This is a genomic window from Streptomyces sp. NPDC055400 (assembly GCF_053644375.1).
Window position 1 is genome coordinate 193,430 of sequence record NZ_JBSHLM010000003.1, and the last position, 20,479, is coordinate 213,908.

Below are 20,479 nucleotides of genomic sequence, written 5' to 3' on the forward strand. Positions count from 1 at the left end.
CTCACTCTCGAACTCTCGAATCCGAACCGCCCAGGGCCGCCTCGTACAGCCGCAGGTGCTGTTCGGCGGTCCGGGCGATGCTGTAGTGGCGGGCCGCCGGGGACGGGGTGCGGCCGGAGGGCCGGGCCGCCACGATCCGCAGCGCCTGCCGTGCGAACGACTCCGCGTCGCCGGGGACGCGGACGGCCGCGGACTCCAGGTGCGGCGGCAGGTCCTCGACCGCGGGGCAGCTGACGTAGAGGACGGGCAGCCCGGAGGCGAGCGCCTCAACGACGGCGAGGCCGAACGCCTCGCCGTCCGACGGGGAGCCGAGCAGGTCCATCGCGCTCATGAGGGCCGGCAGATCGGGGTCGCCGACGCGGCCCGACGGCGAGGCGTAGGGGCGCTCCCCGGCGAACACGACGCGGCGCACGACGCCCGCTTCCTGGGCGAGCCCCCGCAGCCGCTCCTCCTCGGGCCCGTTCCCGACGAGCAGAAGCCTTACGTAGTCCGGCAGTCGAGCCAGCGCCCGTACGAGGACGTCGAAGCGCTTGCCGGGGACGAGGCGGCCGACTCCGCCGATGACGAAGTCGTCCCGGTGCAGGCCGAGCATGTGGCGGGTGGCGTCCCGCAGCGCCGGGTCGTGAGCGAAGCGGTCGACGTCGATGCCGTTGGGCACGACGTGGATACGGTGCCGGGGCACCCCCCACCGCGCGAGGCGCTCGGCCACCGACGGGGAGACGGCCACAGTGGCCCGCCCCACCCGCTCGCCCGCCAGATAGAGGGCGCGGACACCGGCCGACAGCGGGCGCCCCTCCATCCGGCTCTCCCCCAGCGAGTGCTCGGTGGCGACCACGGCCCGGACCCCGGCGAGGCGCGCGGCGAAGCGGCCGTAGACGCAGGCGCGGTACAGGTGGGTGTGCACGAGGTCGTAGTGGCCCTCGCGCACGAACCTGGTGAGCCGGGGCAGGGCGCCCAGGTCGCGGTTCCCGGTCATGCCGAGGTTCACGACGCGGACGCCGTCGGCGGTCAGGCCGCGGGCGACGGCGCCCGGGTTCGTCAGGGTCACCACGTCGCTGTGGACGGGCAGATGGCGCAGCAGGAGCCGCAGCTGCTGTTCGGCTCCCCCGGTCCCGAGGCCGGTGATGACGTGCAGGGTTCTCATGTACGGGCCTCCGGCGCGGTGGACGGGCGGCGGCGCAGGCGGTGCAGGCGCAGCTTCAGTTCGAGGCGCCAGGCCGCGTCCTCCTGCCCGACGTGGACGCGCGGCAGGGCGAAGTCGCCGGTGAGGTCGCCCGGTGAGATGGCGCAGGCGTAGCGGTATCCGGCGCGGCGGACGGCGTCCGCGACGCGGCGGTCGACGGTGCCGTACGGGTAGCAGAAACCGGGGACCTCGCCTCCGGTGAGCTCCTCCAGGCGTCTTCGGCTGTCCTCGGTCTCCGCGCGCAGGACATGGTCACTGACGTGGGTGAGGTCGACATGGGTCAGGCCGTGCGAGCCGATCTCGATGCCCGCGGACGCGGCGGTCCGGATGCCGCGTGAGGACAGGAGCGGCTTGCGCGGGCCCAGCGCGTCCCACTCGTTGACGCCGTCGAGGCGGCCGGGCAGGACGAACAGGGTCGCGCCGCAGCCGTAGTGGCGCAGCAGCGGCAAGGCGTTGTCGACGAAGTCGCAGTAGCCGTCGTCGAAGGTGAGCCCCACCAGGCCGCGGTCCGTGCCGAGCGCGCGGGCTTCCAGGAGTGCCGCCACGCCCACGCCGCGCAGCCCGCGCCTGCGCAGCCAGCGGAGCTGTTCCTGGAGGCGCTCGGGGGAGACGGTGACGCGGTACGGGTCGTCGCGGCAGTCGTCCACGGAGTGGTAGATCGCGACCCACATCGGCGGCTCGGGGAACAGCCGGCGGGTGCGGTCCGAGAGCGACGGCCGTGCGCGCGGAACGGCTCTTGTCCCGGTGCGTCCTGTGTCGTCGGTGCGTCCTGCGTCAACGGGCATGCCGGAGCTTTCTGGTCGCGGAGCGGACAACGGGAACGAGGGGCGCGAGGGACTCGGCCCTCAGCGCCCACAGGAGGACGACGAACACGGCCGCCACGGCGAGACACCCGGCCCCGCCCGCCGCGAGCGGCGACGTGAAGGAGGCCGCCGCCATCAGCCCCGCCACCGTCGCGCCCGCGGCGGCGAGCAGCGGCTTGCCCATCTCGGCCAGGACCTTGGAGACGTCGACGGGGACGCCGCGCCGGTCCATCGCGACGAGGAGGAGTACGGCGGTGAGGGTGATCCCGAAGGCGTTGGCGCCCGCGATGCCCCGTACGCCCCACAGGTCGACCGTCCGGGCGCCCACGCCGGCGGTGGCGGCCATGCCCACGGCCATCGCGCCCACCGGGTACCAGGTGGGGCGGCCCGCCGAGAAGTAGGAGCGGACCAGGGCGCCCACCATGGAGTGGCCGAGGAGGCCGAGGGCGTAGACGCGCATGACGGAGGCCGTGGCGGCGGTGTCGGCGGCGGTGAACGCGCCGCGCTGGAACAGGACTTGGATGATCTGCGGGGCACAGGCGAAGATCGCGGCGGCGCCGGCGAGGACCACGCAGGCGACGAGGCCGAGGTCGCGCTCGATGCGGGCGCGGGCCGCCGCGATGTCGCCGCGCGCCACGGCCTGCGCGACCACCGGGAACGTGACGGTGCACAGCATCAGGGAGAACGCCATCGGCAGCTGGGCCACCTTCTGGGCGTAGTTCAGGTGCGAGATGGAGCCCGCGGCGAGCGACGACGCGAGGAAGCGCTCGATGAACACCTGCGACTGCTTGCACACGGCGAAGGTCAGGACGGTGGCGATGAGCCCGAGGCGCACGGCCCGGGCCTTGGCCGCGATCTCGTCCCCGGGCTCGCCCCCGGCCTCGTGCGTGAGCTTCCCGGCCGCTTTCGCCGCGTTCAACCTCCGGTGAAAAGCAGGCAGTTGGACAGCCACCATCAGACAGCCGCCGACGGCCACCCCCATCGCGGCGGACCGCACACCGAAGCGCGTCCCGCACACGAGCATCGTCGCGATGATGCCGATGTTGTACGCGACATAGATCGCGGCCGGTGGCAGATAGCAGCCGTGGGCCCGCAGCGCCGCGCTGCAGTATCCGGCCAGGCCGAACGTGAGCGCGCACGTGGCGGTCAACCGGGTGCAGTCGACGGCCGGCCGGGGGTCGGGCAGGCCGGGTGCCAGGACGTGTACGAGGAACGGCGCGCCCGCGATCAGCAGCACGGCCGCGGCCAGGAACGCGAGGCCGAAGCGGGGCAGTGACGACGAGACGAGGGACCGTACGGGATCGGTGCCTGTGGCCTGCGCGCGGCGGGCGACGGCCGCGCTGAACGCGGGCACGAGCACGAACGCCAGGCCGTCCTCGATGAGGAGGGTGGAGGCGAACTCCGGGACCGTCCACGCGACCAGGAACGCGTCGGTGTCGCTGCCCGCGCCGAAGAGGTGCGCGAGGGACTGGTCGCGGCCGAGACCGAGGACCGACCCGGCGGCCGAGAGGACGACCGTGAGCAGGGCGGCCCGCGCCAGGCGGCTGCTTTGCGCTCCGGGGGATTCGGGGGCGGCCGGCTCGGCCCTGAGCTGGGCGGGCAGGCCCGCCGCCGTACGAGTGTCGCCGTCCGCGGTGGGGATGGTCACGGCGTCGCCGCCTCCTTCAGGAGCGCCTGCGGCGCCAGGCCCCACCAGGCGGCGAGGCCGATGACGACGGCGGTCAGTACGGTCGACGGACCGCCGATGTCGGCGTACACGAAGTCCACGAGCTGCCAGCCGAGCAGGCCGCACGCGACGAGGCCGCAGTCCGGGTCCGGCCGGGTGCGCGCACCGCGGCCGAGGCGGCGCAGGGCGAGCAGCAGCAGGGCGATCCAGCCGCCCGCGAGGGCGACCAGGCCGATCAGGCCCTGCTCACCGAGGACGAGCAGATACATGTTGTGCGGGGACAGCAGCGGCTGGCGCTTGAACGCGGCGCCCGCGCCCGCCGTGTCGCTGCCCGAGGAGAGCGCGAGCGAGGCGTGACTGTCGCGGTGGGCGGGGAACTCCTTGAGGCCGACGCCCGTCGCCGGGTGCTCGCTCCACATGTCGACCGCCGCGGCCCACATCGTGTACCGGTCCGTGACGGACTGGTCGGGGGCGTCGGCGACCTGCGTGATGCTGCTCATGCGCTCCTGGAGCAGCTGCGTCCCGACGCCGAAGCCGCCCACCAGGACGACGGCGGCCGCGGCGGTCACGGCGAACAGGCGGACGGCGCGCCGTACCCCGGCGAGCAGCACCTGCGCGCCGCAGGCCACGACGGTCGCGATCCACGCGCCCCGGCTGAAGGAGAGCGCGAGCGGCAGGAGCAGCGCGAGCGCGCACAGCAGGGCGGGGGTGCGGCGGGCGGCGGTACGGGCACCGAGGGCCAGGCCGACGGCGGCCACGAGCCCGTACGACACCACCGTCGCCATTCCCATGACGTCCGTGGGGCCGAAGGTGCCGACGGCGCGGATGTCCTCGCCCATGTACGACGCGCCGGTCCCGGTCAGGTACTGCTGGATGCCGATGCCGCCCTGCCACAGGGCCAGCCCCACGAACGACCGGGCGAGCAGCCGGAAGTCGCGGCGGTCGCGGACCAGGACGAGGACGGACACGGGGACGAGGACGAAGATCTGGCAGTAGCGGACCATGCCGACGAGCGCGGTCGACGGCGAGTCGGCGCCCGCCGCGGCGACGGCGATCCCGACGACGGGCATCCCGAGGACGATCGCGGCGGTACGGGGCAGGGGGCGCTCGGCGCGGCGCAGGGTGACGGCCACGCACACGGCGACGACCAGGCCGGAGACCGCGTCCGCGAGACTGCCGCCGCCGGATCCCGCCGAGCCGGGTGTCAGCGGGAGGCCGAGCACGGCGACCATCAGGACGACGGGGAGCACGGGCGCGTACCGGCCGAGGACGGCGACGAGCGCGGCGGCCGGGGCGGGGCGCCCACCGGTCGGGCCTGGAGCCGTACGCAGCCCGGCGTCCGCGGGGGAGACAGTCACGCGGTCAACTCCCCGTGGAGCGTACGAGGGCGGCCGCGGTGCGCACCAGGATGCTGATGTCCTGCCACATCGACCAGCTGTCGATGTACGCGTTGTCGAAGCGGGCGCGGTCCTCGATGGAGGTGTCGCCGCGCAGGCCGTGGATCTGGGCGAGGCCGGTGATCCCGGCCGGCATGCGGTGCCGCTGGGCGTATCCGGGGTGGGTCCGGCTGAACTGCATGACGAAATAAGGGCGTTCGGGGCGCGGGCCGACGAGGCTCATGTCGCCGCGGAACACGTTCCACAGCTGGAGCAGCTCGTCCAGGGAGGTGCGCCGCAGGAAGCGGCAGAACCGCGCCATCTGCTTCTCGTCGGCGACACTCCACCGGGTGGCGGACTCCATCGCGTCGCTCGGGCGGTGCGTGCGGAACTTCAGCAGTGTGAAGGGCTTCCCGCCCTTCCCGACGCGCTCCTGCCGGAAGACGACGCCGGGCCCTTCGGCGAGGCGCAGCCACACGGCGCACACGAGCAGGACCGGACTGGTCAGGACGAGGAGGGTGCCGGAGACGACGAGGTCGAGCGCGCGCTTGCCGGCGCTGCCGCGGCGGCGGGCGGGCGGGCGCGGCCGGTAGCGGAACCCGGCGAGGTGGCGGGCCGTGTCGCCGGAGCGTGCCGGGTACGGGGCGGCCGACAGGTCGAACTCCCAGACGCCGCAGCCGTATTCGCCGAGCACCGCCAGCCAGTCCGCCCGGTCGGGCACCGCGCCGTCGAGGAGGAGCGCCCGCCGCACCCCGTTCTGGATGATCGCGCGGCGCAGTTCGTCGGCCGTGCCGAGGACAGGCAGGTCGGGCCCGTCGTGGTCGGGCGGGCGTTCGGGCCCCTTGCCCGCCAGGATGCCGACGGGGCGTACGCCCGAGCGCGGGTGGCGCAGCAGGGCGGCGGCGACCGGCCGGGCGAGGGTCTCGGGGCCGACGAGGAGGGTCGGGCAGGGGCGGCGCGCGGCGGCCTCGCGGCGCCGCCAGTAGACGAGGCCGCGGCCCGCGCCCGCGAGGAGGCAGTGCAGGGCGGCGCCCGTCGCGAGCGTGGCGGCGGGCAGCGGGTCGAGCTGCGGGAACCCGGCGAGCCCGGCCGCCATGGCGCACCAGATCACCGCGATGCGGCCGCCGATCGCGGGCCAGTCGTCGAGCAGGAGGCGGGGCGCGTCGCCGCGGTAGAGGCCCGCGCGCGCGTTCGCCGCCGCGACCCCGGCGGCCAGCGCGATCACGAGCAGCGGGTGGTGCTGGACCGGCGCGGTCACGAGGGTGCTCAGCACGGCGGCCGTACCGTCCGCCGCGAGGAGGGGCGTACGGGAGGGGAGCCGCTCGGCGGGGCGCCTTCCCGCAGGTGACCGGCGGCCGCCCGCCTCGGCTCGCGGCGGGATGACCGAGGCGGTGAGGGTGCTCGGCGCAGTGGCGCGTGGCTGCCCCGCGGGGGAGGCAACGGTACGTTCCGCGGTCACGTGTTGATGGGCTCCCTGCACTCTGTGGGCTCCGCGCCCAGTAGTTCGCGGTACACGTCTGCGACCGCGTCGGCGGTGCGCCGCACGTCGTGGTGCGTGCGCGCGTGCTGGAGGGCGAGGCCGCCGAGCGCGCCGAGACGGTGGGGGTCGCGCAGCAGACCGGTCAGGGCGCGGGCGAGCGCGGCGGGGTCGTCCGGCGGGACGAGGCAGTCCGACGCGAGGCCGGCGGGCAGGCTCTCGCGGGCGCCGTCCACGTCGGTGACGACGACGGGCCGCCCGCAGGCCATGGCCTCCAGGGGCGCGAGCGCCATGCCCTCCCAGCGGGACGGCAGCACCACGAGGTCGGCCTGCCGGTACCAGGGCACGGGGTCGTCGGCACCCACGAACCGCACGGAGGCGGTGGCCTGCCGGCGCAGCGCCGTCACGTCGGGCCCGTCCCCGACCAGCACGAGCCGGGCTCGCGGGAACCTCTCCTGCACGAGGGGCCAGGCGCGCACCAGGACGTCCTGGCCCTTCTGCCTGCAGATGCGCCCGACGCAGACCACCAGCGGATCGGCGGTGGCCTCGCGCGGTTCGGGCGCGGGCACGAAGCGGGTGAGGTCCACGCCGTTGGGGATGACGTCCCAGCGCGCGGTGATCCCGGCGCGCTCGCCCGTCGCGCGTTCCGCCTCGCTGACGCACACGACCCGGGAGGCCCAGCGCGCGCCCCTGCGCTCCCAGGCGAGGGCGAGCCGGGCGGTGGCGCCGTCGACCGCCTCGAAGGACCAGGCGTGCGGCTGGAACACGGTGGGCACCCGACCGCGGACGGCGAGGCGCGCGGCGAGTCCGGCCTTGGCGCTGTGCGCGTGGACGAGGGTCGGCCGCGCCTGTGCCACGAGCCGGGCCAGGCCGCGTACTTCGCGCGCGATGCCGGGCCCGGGAGAGCGGGTCGCCTCCCAGGGCAGGACGTCACAGCCGATACGGCGCAGCGACCCGGCCAAGGGCCCGTCGGGCGGGCAGGCCACACTGATCCGCATGCCTGCGGAGAGCTGGGCCTCGGTCAGATCACGGACGACGCGGGCCACTCCGCCGTCGACGGGCTGAGTGACGTGGAGGACACGCGGTCGGGGGGGTGCGGCTGTCAGTTGCATGCGCGTTTCCCTTGGTCATGGAGGAGGGAAACGCGCTAGGCCTTGGCGTCGCCCGCTGCGAGGAGCGCGAAGACGCCCACCGTCGTGCGGCGCGGGACCGAGCCCAGGTGATGACGCATGACCAATTCCCTTTCAGGGACAAAGAGCTTCTGAATCACGGAATGAGGATGCGAAATTCACATTTGATGGGAACCACTTCTGCGCCCCGCCTCACCGAGCTGGGAGGTGAGTCACTGTAGCGACAGATGAGCATTTATCTGCGAATCCGGACATGTGTGTCGGAATGGTGAAAGAGGTGAATCCCCCGCCCCGCAGTCACCCGATCGGGGGCGCAACCCCGCACGGGTGGCGCGCGTTGATCCACGAACCGGGCGCCTGCCCCGGAGACGTATCAACCGACCGAGGAGCACTTCCCCATGTCGCGTACCGCGAAGGCCTTTGCCCTTTCCACCGTTGCCGCCGCCGCCCTGGCCGGCACCGCCGGCGTCGCCGCCGCCGACAGTGGCGCGCAGGGTGGCGCCGCCGGCAACCCCGGCATCGTCTCGGGCAACGTGGTCCAGATTCCGATCCACGTTCCCGTGAACGTCTGCGGCAACACGGTTACCGTCATCGGCCTGCTGAACCCGACGTTCGGCAACCACTGCGCCAACTACAACTGATCCGGTTCCCCCGGACCCTTCCGCGGCCGCCCCTGTCGGGGCGGCCGTTCTTGCGTGCGTTGCGCCGTATGGGGGGAGGGCCCCACAGGCACCCCGAACAGCCCCCACCTGGCACGACACGCCGAGAGGCGAGGGTGATGGCACACGGCGTGTCGCGGTTCGGTTGCGCAGTGCGACCGACCATTCCACGGTGGTTACAAGATCGGACACACGCCACCGAAAGGGAACAACATGCCCCATCAGCCCGTACGGCGCATAGCTACCACCGCTCTTTGCGCGACGATTCTCCTCGGCACCGCCGCCCCCGCGATAGCCGCCGAAAGCGACCCGGGAAGCTCCAGCAGCGTCGAGGCACTGCGCGCACCGGTTCCCGGAGCGGATGCGCTGCTGGGCCAGGTCGGCGCACTCGGCAGCATGAGCTCCGTCATCACGCCGGTCACGGACCTGCTCACCGAGGTCCTCAAGGCCGACGACGGAAAGCTGTCCGCCGAGGCGGCACAGAAGCACGCGGACGCGATCAAGGCGGCCATCGACGCCGCCAAGGCCACTGTCCCCGCACCCACCACCACGACCCCGAAGTCGGGCACCTCTGACGACTCGAAGGCCCCGACGGACGTGAAGGGCGACGCCCTGACCGCGCTCCAGACCGCGGTCGACGCGCTGCTCAAGGCGTCCACGGCGGGTGACGTCGCGGGCGTGGCCACGGCGGCCACGAACGTGGTCACCGGCCTGGTGAACCTGCTCGCGGCCACGCTGCTCGGCGGCGGGCTGCCCGCCCCCACGCTGCCCGGCCTGCCCAAGCTGCCGCTCCCCACCCTCCCGTCCACCTCGACCTCCCCCTCCACGCTCCCGAAGACGCCGGCGGCGCTCCCCCAGGCCCTCGCTCTGCCCCACTGACGGGGGCGCGCCCGTGGCGAATCGGGCGCCCCCGCCCACCCGTCGCGCCGGTATTCCACCGGTGCGGCGGGCTTTTCATGTCCCGGTCGTACCTGATCGGGCGCCCAGCGCCGACAATTCACCTCTTCCTAAATCTCATATGAGAATTCCACGGCCCTTCATTCGAGTGGGTTCGGCAAATCCCCTGACCTCAGAGTTTCCGCTGCCGGGAACGCTCGTTGGATATTCCGTCGCTGGTGACAAATCGTCACCCCGAGGAAGGAACATGATGAAGCCCCTGAAGGCCGCCGCCGTCGTCGCCGGATCCATGGTCATCGCGGGTGCGGCCGCACCCGCCTTCGCCTCCGACCTCACGCCGACGAGCCTCAACGGCGGGAGCGGCACCCTCAGCAGCCAGGCGGCCCTCGGCACCCAGCCGCTGCGCACCGACATGCTCGACACCGAGCACGGCGGTTCGGCCCTCAACGCCGTGCGGAACACGACGGACAAGCTCAACGACGCCGGTGCCGGCGCCCCGGCCGGACTCCTCGGCGGCCTTCCCCTCGGCAAGTAGCGGTCCGCGCGGGTGTGTTCCGGCCACCTGCTGCACAAACCGGTAAATAAGCTGCAAAAACTCCTATTGGGAAGGTCTCAGCAATGAACTCTGCCAAGAGGGCTGCCCTGCTCATGGCCGTCGCCGGTCTCGCGGCGGGCGCCGCCTCGGGCAGCGCCTTCGCCCACGACGGCGGCGTCGACGGCGCCGGCGCCAAGGGCGCGGCTGTCGGTTCGCCCGGCGTCGGCTCGGGCAACGTCGTCCAGGTGCCCATCCACGTCCCGCTCAACGTCGGGGGCAACACCGTCAACGGCATCGCTGGCCTCAACGGGGCCTTCGGCACCACCGCCGAGAACAGCTGACACCCCCCCTTCACGCGCCCCGCGCGCGCACCGGCCCCCGGCCGACAAGAGGCTGGTCCCACCGCGTCGAGCGATCCGGACCGGCCTCTTGGCCTGTCCGGCCGGCCCCGTTTTCCCGTTCGAGTGGGCGGCGTTCCCCCAAGCGGGTGAAACGTCGGCGGGCCGCCCGGCGAGCGTGACTAGTCTGCCGTGGTGACTTCAACGCCGACTGCGAACCGCGACTTCCGCGCCATCGACCTGGGCACCCTCTCCGTCATCGCATGGAGCGGCCAACACCCGGACGAGGCAGGGGACATCCCCTTCCTGCTGGCCTACTCCCTCGGGGACGGCGCGGGCGGACAGGAGGCAACGACCGAAGCCGTGCGAGTCCTGCTGGAGAACACCGGCCTGCCCGTCGGCGAGGTCGTGGACGCCACGCGCAAGCCGAGTTTCCCCGTCTCGCTGCTCGTCGTGGCCGGCCAGGCCGTCGTCAGCATGCCGTACCTCAACGCCCAGAGCATCGCACCCCCCGAGTGGCTCGCCGCTGCGGCCGAACGGGGTTATGCCTACTTCGTGTTCACCACCCGCCCCTGGGCGACGGCGGTGCCCGGCAGCCCGGTCTCCGAGGCGGACCTCGTCTCGTTCGCGATGGACGAGGCGACACTGACCGGCGCGGCGCACTGCCTGCTCCCCGTACGCAAGCTGCGCGCCTGACAAGTAAGGAGCCGCCCGATGGGAACCACGAGGAACGAGGCAGGCCCGGCCAGGATGCCGCGGCAGTCGGGGCCGACTCACCGTGGTCGTCGGCCTGTCGACGACCCGGAAGCCGCCCCCGCAGGTGCTTCTCTCGGGCTCGCCCTGCTTCTGGTGATCACCGGTGTGGCGGGGCTGCTCGCGGCATGGGTCATCACCCTCGACGAGTTCGAACTGCTGAAGGACCCGAATTTCACGCCGGGTTGCAGCCTGAATCCGGTGGTGTCCTGCGGAAGCGTCATGAAGAGCGCGCAGGCCTCGGTGTTCGGGTTCCCGAACCCGATGCTGGGACTCGCGGCCTACGCGGTGGTGATCGGTGTCGGGATGAGCCTGCTGGGGCGGGCCCGCTTTCCGCGCTGGTACTGGCTGACGCTCAACGCGGGCACGCTGTTCGGCGTCGGGTTCTGCACCTGGCTCCAGTTCCAGTCGCTGTACCGGATCAACGCGCTGTGTCTGTGGTGTTCTCTGGCCTGGGTCGCCACGATCCTCATGTTCTGGTACGTGACGTCGTTCAACGTGCGCAAGGGGTTCCTGCCCGCCCCGCCCTGGCTGCGCTCCTTCTTCGGTGAGTTCACGTGGGTGCTGCCGGTCCTGCACGTCGGAATCATCGGAATGTTCGTCCTCACCCGTTGGTGGGACTTCTGGACCAGCTGAAACATCAGCCGATTGCGCCGGCTGGGGGAAGTTTGCACTGATGTCACCCGTCGGCTCGTTACTCCTTTCGCGGTGACAAGTACCGCGAAGCCCGAAAGGATCCGTGTCAGACATGAAGTCAACTACCCGAGGGACACTCGCCGTACTGGCCGGCTGCCTCGCTGCCGCGGGCGCGGGGGCCGCTCCCGCCGCCGCGGGTGATCAGGTCCCCGTAGCCGTTCCGCTGAATGGCGTGGAGAACGCGCTGCACGTGAAGGCGCCCGAGCTGTCGACCGGGGTGCCGATCCTGATGCCCGGCAGGCCCGACGTCCCGCGGTTCGCCACCGGGAAGATGCTGCCCGAGCCGCTCCTTCCGGCGGTTCCGCTCAGCAGCGAGCTGCCCGACACCCACGTCGTGGCGCCGCTGTCCGAGGCGACGGGGGACCACAAGATCGATCACGTGGGCCTGTCCACCCCGGGGTCCGACGTGCACACGGCCACACCCGGAGCATCGGTGAACCCGCCGCTGACCGGCCCGCGGGCCGACCGGTTCGGACTGCCGGACGCGGCGCTGCCGGATGCCGCGCTCGGCACTCCGCTCCTGCAGACGACGCCGGGAGCGGTCCTCGGCCTCGCGTGACGGACGCCGTCGTCATGTGAGCCCCGCGCAGGCCCAGAGGTTGCAGAAGGAGACGCCAGTGGACGTCACGACGTCGCCCGTTGGACTCGGCCCCGCCGGCCGTGGGGTCGTCACCCGCCGGACCGTGGTGCGGCGGGTGGTCGGCGTCGCGCTGGCCGCCGCCGTGGTGCCGGCCGCCGCCCTCGTCGGACGGGCCTTCCGCGAGCCGCGCGACGACATGAAGGGCGCGGCCGGCGAGGACTTCGAGGAGACCTACCGCGGCCGCCACATCCGCGGGGCGCGGGGGAACACCACGATGAGCGAGCAGGCCGCTCACGGCGCCGGGCCCTGGGACGTCACGATCGACGGCCGGCCACTGCATCTGATGCCCCGCGCCGACGGCGGCTACCTGAGCATGGTCGACCACTACCAGTCGTTCCCCACCCCCCTGGCCGCGGCCAGGGGGGCCGTGGACGAACTCGGTGAGCAGGTGCTGCGCCGCGACGCGCTCTGAGTGCGGCGGCACACCGAGAGACGAAGGAGGGGGCGGCGTTGGTCTACACGCGGCAGAACCAGAGCGCGCTCACCGCGGCACAGAAGAAGCGGTTCGTGTCCGCGGTGCTCGCGCTCAAGCGCAAGGGACAGTACGACGAATTCGTGCGTATGCACGTGGAGTTCTACGTCGGTGACGGGGGCAGCGGGCATCCGGTGGCACACATGGCGCCGACGTTGCTGCCCTGGCACCGCCGTTTCCTGCTCGAGTTCGAACGGGCTCTGCAGCGGATCGATCCCGGGGTCTCCGTCCCCTACTGGGACTGGACGGTGGACCGCTCCCCGAACTCGTCACTGTGGGGCGAGGGGTTCCTCGGCGGGAACGGCCGCCGTGCCGACCGGCGGGTGATGACGGGTCCGTTCGCGTACGGGGGCGGCCAATGGACCATCAAGGAATCGGTGACGGAGGGCGAGTTCCTGACCCGTGAGTTCGGCCGCCCCCGCGACCCGATCGGGCTGCCCACCAAGGACGAACTGGACTGGGCGATGCGGGACTCGCTGTACGACTCCGCCCCGTGGAACTCGACGTCCTCGCAAGGATTCCGCAACAAGCTCGAGGGCTGGACGTCAGGGGTGGGCAACAGCAGGTTCCGTAACCACAACCGGGTGCACCGCTGGGTCGGTGGGCACATGCTCGGCGCCGCCTCCGTGAACGACCCGGTCTTCTGGCTCCACCACTCCTTCGTCGACCTGCTCTGGTCGCGCTGGCAGGGGCGGCACCCGCACTCGGCCGCCTTTCTGCCGGCCAGGAAGGCGTCGGGAACGGAGCGTGTGGTGGCGGGCGACCAGCCGATGCCGCCCTGGAACGTGAAGCCGCGCTCCCTCGTCAAGCACGGGAATCTGTACCGCTACGCGTAGGACACTGGAATGCCGGGACTGCACGCTGAGAACAAGTAACAAGTACTTACGCCCATGGAAAAGGCCCCCGCGCAGCTGCGCCGGGGCCCTTTGTCAGGTCAGTCAGTCGCCGTAACCGTAGTCGCCACCCTTGTCGCCGTCGTGGCTGTCCTGGTTGACACAGGCGTTGCCGGCGGCCGGGTTCAGCAGGCCGATGACGCTCACGGTGTTGCCGCAGACGTTGATCGGGACGTGGATCGGGGCCTGGACCACGTTGCCCGAGACGATGCCGGGCGAACCGTGAGCGTGACCGTGGGCGCCGGCGTCGGCCATGGCCAGGCCGGCACCGCTGATCACCACGGCGCCGGTGCCGAGCGCGATAGCGGCGGCCTTCGCGATGCGAGACATCACGTTCTCCTTTTACTGGACACATACGGCCGCAAGGTCGCGTCCGCATACCGGTTCAACGGATTCACCCCGTCCAGGTAACGGTCTTAACAGCAGGTGGGAATTCCGATACCACGGCTGCATGAGCCGGAAATCGCAGGTAATTCTTGGCACGAATTATTGCGGGGCCGGGGGCACGAACGGGGGCGCGGCGCATGGTGGACCAGGTCGGCGCGCAGCGTCTTGAGGGCGGCTTCCGGGTCGGGGCCTTGAGGAGCGAGGCCCGGTCACCGAGCGGGTCCCGCGCCTCCGAGACGCCGTCGGTGTACAGGAGAGGATCTGGTCGCCGGGGTGCGAAGCCGACGCAGTACGGCTCAGGCCCGTCCGTGCCGTGCACGCCGAGGCCGAGTGGCAGCGCGTACTGCGGCGGGCGCGGGAAGTGGGCCGAACCGTCGGGGCGTACGAGCATGGGGGCCGGTGGCCCGAAGTTCAGGAACGTCACCTCCCTGCCGCCGCCCGTGACCTCGGCGAGCAGCACGGTCACGAACTTCTCGCCGTGCAGGTCCCGGTCGACGGCGCGCTCCAGGTGGGGCTCACCTCGGGGGCGACGGGTGCCGGGGCTTCGGCGAAGGGGCAGGTGCCTGCTCCGGTGGCCGCGACCGGTTCTGCTGTCGGTTCCGCTGTCGGCGCGGAGAACAACGGGCGGATCGAGGTCGCCGGGGAGTGACTCCGCCGGAGCAGCATCCGAGGGCGGCGTTCGCCGTGTCCCGGCCCTAGGGGGTGTCCGGCGGGCATGGGGCGCCGCTCTCCCGTTCCATCACTGCGTCGAGACCAGTGGCCGTAGACGCGACGTTCTCAGGCGGTCCACCAGTGGGGCGGCCCGGGTCGCGAGCGGGGTGAGCAGGAGGGCCAGGGTGGCGCCCACGGCCAGACCCACCGCGACGTCGTGCGGGTAGTGCGCGCCGATCCACACCCGGGAGGCGCCCATGAGGACCGCCGCCGGTACCGCGATCAGGCCGATGCGGCGGTCGGCGAGCAGCAGCGCGACGGCCGCCGCGGCGGCGATCACCGCGTGGTTGCTGGGGAACGACCAGTCCCCGAGCGCCGGGCACGCCTCCACCGTGGCGGTGTGGAGCGTGCGGCACGGGCGCTGTTCGTCGACGACCGACTTGAGTACGGAGTTCACGGCGTAGGCGGCCACGACGACGACCGGGGACGCGAGGGCCCAGGCCATCCGGACGCCGCCCTCGCCTCTCGCGCGCCACCAGGCCGTGATCATCAGTACGGCGAAGAGCGCGAGCCCGTAGTCCGACCAGGCGGACACGATGGCGTTCACCGCGTGCGGAGTGCTGTGCGCCAGGTCGGTCACCCACGTGTAGAGAGCACCGTCCACGGACGCGCCACCGAAGGCGAGGGGTGCCGTCATGACGTGCCCTCCTGCGCGGCACGGCGCTCGCGTGACCGGGCGCGGGAGCGCCCCACCTCCAGGACCAGCGGGATCAGGGAGACGATGACGACGAGGGCGACGATCGGCAGGAGGTAACGGTCGACGTTCGGCACCGACGAGCCGAGTCCGTACCCCGCGAGGACCAGGCCGACCGTCCAGACGAGGCCGCCGACGACCTGCCACACCGTGAAGACCCGCGCCGGCACCCCGAGCGCTCCGGCCAGCGGGTTGAGCACGGTACGGACGACGGGGACGAAGCGCGCCAGGACGATTGCCTTGGCGTGGCCGTACCGCTCCAGGAGCTCCTCGGCGCGGGCCGCCCCCTCGTGCAGCCGCTTGGCTCTGCTGCGGGCCAGGAGGGCGCGGCCGCCGCGCCGCCCGATCCAGTACCCGGCCTGCGCTCCGGCCAGCGCGCCCACGAGGGCGGCGGCCAGGACCTGCGGCAGCGAGAGGTGGACGGGCCCGTGCGCGCCGCCCGCGCAGAGCAGGCCGGCCGTGAAGAGCAACGAGTCGCCCGGCAGGAAGAACCCGACGAGCAGTCCGGTCTCCGCGAACAGGACGACGGCCACGCCGAGGGCGCCGAAGGCGGACAGGAGGGAGCCCGCGTCCAGCACGTTCACCGCTTGCGCGGCGGCGAGGGGGTCTACGGCCATGGAGCCGCTCCTCTCTCAGTCGTCTCATAATGGGCTGGACGGCGGCCCGCGAGGGGGCGCGCCGACCATGCGACTACAGTCGTGTAGACGGTCTACTCAACTGTAGACGAAGAAGAGCGGAGGATCGTTCCCATGGCCGAGGAGCAGGAACGGCGTCCCGCGGGCGAGCTGGAGGCGAGCGTCCTGGCCGCGCTCTGGGCCGCCGAGACGCCGCTCACCCCCGGCGAGGTGCAGCGGGCGCTCGCCGACGGCCTGGCCCGCACCACCGTGACCACGATCCTGACCCGGCTCTACGCCAAGGGGACGGTCACCCGGGACCGGGCGGGCCGCGGCTACGCGTACCGGCCCGCGCAGGACGCGCACGGGCTCACGGCCCGCCGTATGCACGCCGAACTCGACAAGGACGAGGACCGCGGCACGGTCCTGGCCCGTTTCGTCTCCGCGCTGAGCAGCGAGGACGAGCAGATGCTGCGCGCGCTGCTCGACGACGGCGGCGACAGTGATATCGGGGGCGGCACAGGAAGCGGCGACCGCGGAGGTACCGGCCGATGATCTTCGCCGTCTGGATCCCGCTGCTCATGCCGCTGCTCGCCGTGCCCGCCGCGCGGCGCGCCGCCGAGTGGCTGCCGCCCCGCGCGGCGGCGTGGACTTTGGCGGGCGCCTCCGTCGTCCTCGCCGGGTCCAGCACGGCCTCGCTCGGGCTCCTCGCCTCCGCCGGGGCGCTGCGGCTGCCTCCCGTGGCCGCCCTCGGGCGTCTGTCGCCACCCCTCCTCGGCGACGGCTCCCCGGTGCTCGTTCCCGCGTCGGTCCTCGCCGCGCTCGCGCTGGCTGCGGGCGCGTTCGCGCTGCTCCGTACGGGGCTGCGGCAGCGGCGCGAGATGCGGGCGGCCCGCGCCGGGTCCGCCGGCGCCGACGAACTCTCCGTGCGGCCGGACGAACTCCCGTACGCCTACGCCCTTCCGGGCCGCCCCGGCCGGATCGTCGTGACGACGGGGATGCTGCGGTCCCTCGACGCGCGGGAGCGCGAGGTGCTCTTCGCGCACGAGCGCGCCCACCTCGCGGGCCGCCACCACCTGTTCCTCGCGGCGGCCGAACTGGCCGTCACCCTGCACCCGATGCTGCGCGGTCTGCGCGAACCCCTTGCCTACGCGCTTGAGCGCTGGGCGGACGAGTCCGCCGCCACCGCGACGGGCGACCGGGCGCTCACCGCGCGCGCGGTCGGCCGGGCCGCCCTCGCCGCGGCCCGCTTCCCGGGGGCCGGATCACGTCCCCGTACGGCGCTCGCCGTCACGGCGGGGCCGGTGCCGCGACGCGTCAACGCCCTGCTGACCACGAGCGCCACGGCGGCCCGCCCGCGCAAGGCGCTGCGGCGCGCGCTGGCCGGCGCGCTCCTGGTGTGCGCGGCGCTCTCGGCCGGCGCGGTCGCCGACGCGGCTCACGACCTGCACGCGGGCGTGGAGGTCGCCCAGGGAGAGACCGGCCGCTGAACCCGGTCTCCTCGCGCGCGTGGCCCCTCACCTGCCCGTCTTCACCGTCCAGCTGACGCTGTTGGACGCCGCCCGGATCGCCGCCGGGTCCCGCAGCGACGCGCTGCTGTCGACGGCGGTCGCGGTGACGGTGTGCGTGCCCTTGCGCGCGCCGAGCTCCTTGCCGGTGACGGCGTGCTCGGCGGCGGCGCGGCGCACCTCGACCCCGACCCCGTCGACGGACCAGTGCACGCGCACGTCGGACAGGCCCTTGGCGAGCGGCGCCAGGTCCACGCGGATGTGGTCCTGGGGGCGCAGGGTGCGGGTGGTGGGGGTGCGGGCCGTGAGCACATCGGCGTCGCGGTAGAAGCCGGCGATCATCGCCTCGCGGCCGACGAGGTTGAACTGCTCGGTGTCCAGGGCGCGCATGATCGAGTTCTGGGTGGGGCGGTAGATCCCGTACTCGTAGTAGCCGCCGCCCTCGTACGTGCCCACGGTCCCGCCATTGGGGCCTCCCCTGCTCGAGCGAAGCCGAGAGCTTGGGGAAGGGTCGCTCTCGCCGAGCCAGCGGTACCACTTGGCCTTGGCGCCGGACATGCCGTCCGCCGTCAGGATGCTGGTGTTGGGCTCCACCGGCTCCGCGCCGGGGTACCTGCCGTAGCCGTCGTACTGGTACTCGTCGGCCAGCAGGCCTATGGAGTGGCCCAGTTCGTGGGCGCCGATCAGGTACGAGCGGTCGTTGTCGGAGGACATCGTGGCGATGCCGGTGTGCCCGGCCGTCGACCGGACGCCGCTGTAACCGGCGCCGCCGTACTTCGTGGCGTTCGAAACGACGAAGACGATGTCGGAGTCCGGGGCCTGCTGTGCGTACGAGTCGACCTTCTTCTCGTCGATGCACAGCAGCCGCTCGACGTCGTCGCAGAAGAAGTAACTACTGAGCGCGGTGTCCTTGACGACGTCCCGGGTGGGGTCCCCGGAGACACCCGATTCGTTCGAGACCGCGTTGACGAGCCAGAAGTTGAAGAGGCCCTTGTAGCTCTTGTACGGCTCGATCGCGAAGACCGACGCGAGCTTGGACTCGGCGTCCTGCTTGAACTCCTCCTGCTGGTCCGCCGTGTACCCGTCGCCCATGATCACGAGGTCCAGGCGGCCCTCGGAAGGGCCCGTCTTCTGCAGCGGGGTGACCTCTCCGTCCGGCGCGGACGTCGCGGGCGCGCCCTTCTCCCTGCGGATCTTCGCCGGTACGTCGGCGGGGACCCGGACGTGCCGGCCCTCTCCGTGGGAGTCGGCGAAGTACTCGACCGTACGGGTCCCCTCGCCGGGCCCGCCCGCGGCTTCGGCGGCGTCGGCGCGACCGGCGAGGCCCGCGCCACCGAGGGCGGCGGCCGCGAGAACGCCGGCCAGGAGCGCGGCGGGCAGGGGACGGCGCGGGGACTTGGGTATCGGCACGAGGACCTCGGGTACTCAAGTAGGAGACATAAGCGCTGGGTTAATCAGACTTAATCGATCGATCAACCTAGGGGGTGGCGTGACGGCTGACAAGGGGTAAGACTCAAGTGCCCTGCGGCGAAGGACAGTTGCGGGTGCGGAACCACGGAGCGGGACAGGAAGGGCGGCGCGCCGCACGATGACGCACGACAGCACCCCGGAGGCGGGCGGCCCCGGCTCCATACCGGAGGGGGAACCCGGCCCCGTACCGGACGCCGAGCCTGCCGAACCTGCCGACGAACCCATCGGCCGTCGCGTCCTCCGTCTGCGTACGGAACGCGGGTTGACCCAGCGTCAGGTCGCCGAGCCCGCCTACACGCCCGCCTACATCTCCACCCTGGAAGCGGGCCGCGTCCGCCCCTCCGAGGCCGCCCTGCGACATGTCGCCGAGCGCCTCGGCGTGACCTACGAGGAGCTCACGACGGGGCAGCCCGCCCACCTCGCCACCCGGCTGCGCCTGCGCCTCACCGAGGCCCAGCGCGGGCTCACCACGGGCGCCGCCGAGGAGGCCGCCGTCCTCTACGAGAAGCTGCGCGCCGAGGCCGAGCGGCTCGGCCTCCCCGTCGAACAGGCCGCCGCCGAACTCGGCCTCGGCGAGTGCGCCCTGGAGACCGGCGAACTCCCCGACGCCCACCGGCACTTCGAGGACGCCGAGGCGCTGCTCGTCGCCGTAGGCGCACCACTGCCTCAGCGCGCCCCCGTCGTACGCGCGCGTGCCCTCGCGCACTACCTCTCCGGAGAGCTGCGGTACGCGTGCTACCTCCTGGAGTCCGCGCTCGACGAGCTGAACACCAGCGGCCTGCACGACCCGGACGCCCTGCTGCTGCTCTACACCGCGACCATCGCCCCGTACATGGACATGGGCGCCCACGCGCGCGCCGCGCAGGCCGCCGAGCTGGCGCTCTCACTGGCCCCGCAGGCCGGGGACCCCGTACTCGTCGCCAAGATGCACCGCTCGGTGGCCCGTACGCTCCTCGCCGAGGGCCGCGCCGCGGAGGCCGACGCCTCCCTGAGCAAGGCCGCCGAGCTGTACCAGCGGCTCCAGATCCGCACCGAACTCGCCCACTGCCACTGGATGCGTGGCTATGTGCACGCGCAGGACGGCCGGCTCGCCGACGCGGAAAGGGAGTTGAGAACCGCGCGCGACATGCTGTCGGCCAAGCGGGCGGTGCTCTACACGACGCAGGTCGAGGTGGAGCTGGCCGACGTGCTGCGCCGCAGGGGCAGCAGCGACGAGGCGGCCGCGCTGCTGAGGGCCCTGCTCGGCGACCTGAATCCGGAGCGCGGCGCCGTCCACGCGGCGGGCGCGCACCGGCTGCTCGGCATCATCGCGGAGGAGTCGGGGGCCGCGGGCGACCCACAGGACACGGCGGCGGCCGAGGCCGCGGAGGAGCACTACGTCACCGCACTGAGCCTGCTCGAACGCGCCGGCGCGGCGGGCGACCTGGCCGACCTGTGCCGCCTGCTCGGCGACCTCTACCGCCGCACGGGCCGTATCGACGCCGCCCTCGACACGTACCGCACGGGCCTCGGACACCGCGCCGCGCCCGGCACCACCACCCTCGGCCCGGCCCCCGCCGAGCCGCCCGTGTGACCGG

At 72.8% G+C, this 20,479-nt stretch carries 23 protein-coding genes and 1 pseudogene; 12 read left to right on the forward strand and 12 right to left on the reverse strand.

Annotated elements, in window-relative coordinates:
• Nucleotide 1: 1 nt before the first annotated feature.
• Genes ACWIGU_RS08990 through ACWIGU_RS09020 form a run of 7 tightly spaced genes read right to left on the reverse strand, consistent with a single transcriptional unit; the run spans nucleotide 2 to nucleotide 7,775 of the window.
• Nucleotides 2–1,144, reverse strand: a complete 1,143-nt coding sequence (locus ACWIGU_RS08990; RefSeq protein ID WP_454398931.1) for a glycosyltransferase — start codon at nucleotides 1,142–1,144, stop codon at nucleotides 2–4.
• The gene (locus tag ACWIGU_RS08995) at nucleotides 1,141–1,968 is read right to left on the reverse strand and encodes a polysaccharide deacetylase family protein (RefSeq protein ID WP_454398933.1); all 828 of its coding nucleotides are present in this window, start codon (nucleotides 1,966–1,968) and stop codon (nucleotides 1,141–1,143) included. Before ACWIGU_RS08995 ends, ACWIGU_RS08990 begins: the two co-directional genes overlap by 4 nt.
• On the reverse strand, nucleotides 1,958–3,634 hold the full coding sequence (murJ, locus tag ACWIGU_RS09000; protein ID WP_454398935.1) for a murein biosynthesis integral membrane protein MurJ: 1,677 nt from the start codon (nucleotides 3,632–3,634) through the stop codon (nucleotides 1,958–1,960). The genes ACWIGU_RS08995 and murJ overlap by 11 nt, the downstream gene beginning before the upstream one ends.
• Nucleotides 3,631–5,010 (reverse strand): O-antigen ligase family protein, encoded by a 1,380-nt coding sequence (locus ACWIGU_RS09005; RefSeq protein WP_454398937.1) that lies wholly within the window; start codon nucleotides 5,008–5,010, stop codon nucleotides 3,631–3,633. Before ACWIGU_RS09005 ends, murJ begins: the two co-directional genes overlap by 4 nt.
• A 4-nt stretch (nucleotides 5,011–5,014) precedes the next feature.
• A complete protein-coding gene (locus ACWIGU_RS09010) occupies nucleotides 5,015–6,487 on the reverse strand; it encodes an exopolysaccharide biosynthesis polyprenyl glycosylphosphotransferase (protein ID WP_454398939.1) in 1,473 nt (490 codons plus the stop codon).
• The gene (locus tag ACWIGU_RS09015; protein ID WP_454398941.1) at nucleotides 6,484–7,617 is read right to left on the reverse strand and encodes a glycosyltransferase; all 1,134 of its coding nucleotides are present in this window, start codon (nucleotides 7,615–7,617) and stop codon (nucleotides 6,484–6,486) included. The genes ACWIGU_RS09010 and ACWIGU_RS09015 overlap by 4 nt, the downstream gene beginning before the upstream one ends.
• A 35-nt stretch (nucleotides 7,618–7,652) precedes the next feature.
• Nucleotides 7,653–7,775 carry a hypothetical protein gene (locus ACWIGU_RS09020; protein WP_454398943.1) on the reverse strand — a complete coding sequence of 41 codons (123 nt, stop codon included), beginning with the start codon at nucleotides 7,773–7,775 and terminating at the stop codon, nucleotides 7,653–7,655.
• Nucleotides 7,776–8,033: 258 nt separating this feature from the next.
• On the opposite strand from ACWIGU_RS09020, the gene ACWIGU_RS09025 reads away from it, so the two are divergent.
• From ACWIGU_RS09025 to ACWIGU_RS09065, 9 genes are all read left to right on the forward strand, one after another.
• Nucleotides 8,034–8,276 (forward strand): chaplin, encoded by a 243-nt coding sequence (locus ACWIGU_RS09025; protein WP_454398945.1) that lies wholly within the window; start codon nucleotides 8,034–8,036, stop codon nucleotides 8,274–8,276.
• Nucleotides 8,277–8,507: 231 nt separating this feature from the next.
• Nucleotides 8,508–9,173 (forward strand): hypothetical protein, encoded by a 666-nt coding sequence (locus ACWIGU_RS09030; protein ID WP_454398947.1) that lies wholly within the window; start codon nucleotides 8,508–8,510, stop codon nucleotides 9,171–9,173.
• Nucleotides 9,174–9,441: 268 nt separating this feature from the next.
• Nucleotides 9,442–9,726 carry a hypothetical protein gene (locus ACWIGU_RS09035; RefSeq protein WP_454399654.1) on the forward strand — a complete coding sequence of 95 codons (285 nt, stop codon included), beginning with the start codon at nucleotides 9,442–9,444 and terminating at the stop codon, nucleotides 9,724–9,726.
• Between the two features lie 83 nt (nucleotides 9,727–9,809).
• Entirely contained in the window at nucleotides 9,810–10,067 is a 258-nt protein-coding gene (locus ACWIGU_RS09040; protein WP_454398949.1) for a chaplin, read from the forward strand.
• A gap of 192 nt (nucleotides 10,068–10,259) precedes the next feature.
• The gene (locus ACWIGU_RS09045) at nucleotides 10,260–10,760 is read left to right on the forward strand and encodes a DUF5949 family protein (protein WP_454398951.1); all 501 of its coding nucleotides are present in this window, start codon (nucleotides 10,260–10,262) and stop codon (nucleotides 10,758–10,760) included.
• Between the two features lie 54 nt (nucleotides 10,761–10,814).
• Entirely contained in the window at nucleotides 10,815–11,453 is a 639-nt protein-coding gene (locus tag ACWIGU_RS09050; protein WP_454399656.1) for a vitamin K epoxide reductase family protein, read from the forward strand.
• 112 nt (nucleotides 11,454–11,565) lie between these two features.
• Nucleotides 11,566–12,072 carry a hypothetical protein gene (locus tag ACWIGU_RS09055; protein ID WP_454398953.1) on the forward strand — a complete coding sequence of 169 codons (507 nt, stop codon included), beginning with the start codon at nucleotides 11,566–11,568 and terminating at the stop codon, nucleotides 12,070–12,072.
• A gap of 58 nt (nucleotides 12,073–12,130) precedes the next feature.
• Nucleotides 12,131–12,565, forward strand: coding sequence for a tyrosinase family oxidase copper chaperone (locus ACWIGU_RS09060; protein ID WP_454398955.1), 435 nt, complete (start codon nucleotides 12,131–12,133; stop codon nucleotides 12,563–12,565).
• A 38-nt stretch (nucleotides 12,566–12,603) separates the two neighbouring features.
• Nucleotides 12,604–13,461 carry a tyrosinase family protein gene (locus tag ACWIGU_RS09065; RefSeq protein WP_454398957.1) on the forward strand — a complete coding sequence of 286 codons (858 nt, stop codon included), beginning with the start codon at nucleotides 12,604–12,606 and terminating at the stop codon, nucleotides 13,459–13,461.
• 102 nt (nucleotides 13,462–13,563) lie between these two features.
• Here ACWIGU_RS09065 and ACWIGU_RS09070 read toward each other — a convergent pair whose 3' ends face one another.
• From ACWIGU_RS09070 to ACWIGU_RS09085, 4 genes and pseudogenes are all read right to left on the reverse strand, one after another.
• Nucleotides 13,564–13,848, reverse strand: coding sequence for a chaplin (locus ACWIGU_RS09070; RefSeq protein ID WP_454398959.1), 285 nt, complete (start codon nucleotides 13,846–13,848; stop codon nucleotides 13,564–13,566).
• 86 nt (nucleotides 13,849–13,934) lie between these two features.
• Nucleotides 13,935–14,413, reverse strand: a pseudogene (locus tag ACWIGU_RS09075) (SpoIIE family protein phosphatase); the annotation flags it as partial.
• Nucleotides 14,414–14,644: 231 nt separating this feature from the next.
• Nucleotides 14,645–15,253, reverse strand: a complete 609-nt coding sequence (locus ACWIGU_RS09080; RefSeq protein ID WP_454398961.1) for a phosphatase PAP2 family protein — start codon at nucleotides 15,251–15,253, stop codon at nucleotides 14,645–14,647.
• Nucleotides 15,250–15,927, reverse strand: coding sequence for a DedA family protein (locus ACWIGU_RS09085; protein ID WP_454398963.1), 678 nt, complete (start codon nucleotides 15,925–15,927; stop codon nucleotides 15,250–15,252). The genes ACWIGU_RS09080 and ACWIGU_RS09085 overlap by 4 nt, the downstream gene beginning before the upstream one ends.
• 132 nt (nucleotides 15,928–16,059) lie before the next feature.
• Here ACWIGU_RS09085 and ACWIGU_RS09090 point away from each other — a divergent pair, with 132 nt between their 5' ends.
• Nucleotides 16,060–16,479, forward strand: a complete 420-nt coding sequence (locus ACWIGU_RS09090; protein WP_454398965.1) for a BlaI/MecI/CopY family transcriptional regulator — start codon at nucleotides 16,060–16,062, stop codon at nucleotides 16,477–16,479.
• Nucleotides 16,476–17,414, forward strand: a complete 939-nt coding sequence (locus ACWIGU_RS09095) for a M56 family metallopeptidase (RefSeq protein WP_454398967.1) — start codon at nucleotides 16,476–16,478, stop codon at nucleotides 17,412–17,414. The genes ACWIGU_RS09090 and ACWIGU_RS09095 overlap by 4 nt, the downstream gene beginning before the upstream one ends.
• A gap of 27 nt (nucleotides 17,415–17,441) precedes the next feature.
• Here ACWIGU_RS09095 and ACWIGU_RS09100 read toward each other — a convergent pair whose 3' ends face one another.
• Nucleotides 17,442–18,842: a M64 family metallopeptidase gene (locus ACWIGU_RS09100; RefSeq protein ID WP_454398969.1), complete on the reverse strand. Its 1,401-nt coding sequence runs from the start codon at nucleotides 18,840–18,842 to the stop codon at nucleotides 17,442–17,444.
• A gap of 178 nt (nucleotides 18,843–19,020) precedes the next feature.
• On the opposite strand from ACWIGU_RS09100, the gene ACWIGU_RS09105 reads away from it, so the two are divergent.
• Nucleotides 19,021–20,475, forward strand: a complete 1,455-nt coding sequence (locus ACWIGU_RS09105) for a helix-turn-helix domain-containing protein (protein WP_454398971.1) — start codon at nucleotides 19,021–19,023, stop codon at nucleotides 20,473–20,475.
• Nucleotides 20,476–20,479 lie beyond the last annotated feature (4 nt).

Coding starts and splice junctions, on each gene's coding strand:
- ACWIGU_RS09095 (WP_454398967.1), top strand. CDS start 16,476: ATGATCTTCGCCGTCTGGATCCCGCTGCTCATGCCGCTGCTCGCCGTG.
- ACWIGU_RS09040 (WP_454398949.1), top strand. CDS start 9,810: ATGAACTCTGCCAAGAGGGCTGCCCTGCTCATGGCCGTCGCCGGTCTC.
- ACWIGU_RS09025 (WP_454398945.1), top strand. CDS start 8,034: ATGTCGCGTACCGCGAAGGCCTTTGCCCTTTCCACCGTTGCCGCCGCC.
- ACWIGU_RS09050 (WP_454399656.1), top strand. CDS start 10,815: ATGCCGCGGCAGTCGGGGCCGACTCACCGTGGTCGTCGGCCTGTCGAC.
- ACWIGU_RS09085 (WP_454398963.1), bottom strand. CDS start 15,927: ATGGCCGTAGACCCCCTCGCCGCCGCGCAAGCGGTGAACGTGCTGGAC.
- ACWIGU_RS08990 (WP_454398931.1), bottom strand. CDS start 1,144: ATGAGAACCCTGCACGTCATCACCGGCCTCGGGACCGGGGGAGCCGAA.
- ACWIGU_RS09080 (WP_454398961.1), bottom strand. CDS start 15,253: ATGACGGCACCCCTCGCCTTCGGTGGCGCGTCCGTGGACGGTGCTCTC.
- ACWIGU_RS09035 (WP_454399654.1), top strand. CDS start 9,442: ATGAAGCCCCTGAAGGCCGCCGCCGTCGTCGCCGGATCCATGGTCATC.
- ACWIGU_RS09090 (WP_454398965.1), top strand. CDS start 16,060: ATGGCCGAGGAGCAGGAACGGCGTCCCGCGGGCGAGCTGGAGGCGAGC.
- ACWIGU_RS09055 (WP_454398953.1), top strand. CDS start 11,566: ATGAAGTCAACTACCCGAGGGACACTCGCCGTACTGGCCGGCTGCCTC.
- ACWIGU_RS08995 (WP_454398933.1), bottom strand. CDS start 1,968: ATGCCCGTTGACGCAGGACGCACCGACGACACAGGACGCACCGGGACA.
- ACWIGU_RS09105 (WP_454398971.1), top strand. CDS start 19,021: ATGACGCACGACAGCACCCCGGAGGCGGGCGGCCCCGGCTCCATACCG.
- ACWIGU_RS09015 (WP_454398941.1), bottom strand. CDS start 7,617: ATGCAACTGACAGCCGCACCCCCCCGACCGCGTGTCCTCCACGTCACT.
- ACWIGU_RS09030 (WP_454398947.1), top strand. CDS start 8,508: ATGCCCCATCAGCCCGTACGGCGCATAGCTACCACCGCTCTTTGCGCG.
- ACWIGU_RS09070 (WP_454398959.1), bottom strand. CDS start 13,848: ATGTCTCGCATCGCGAAGGCCGCCGCTATCGCGCTCGGCACCGGCGCC.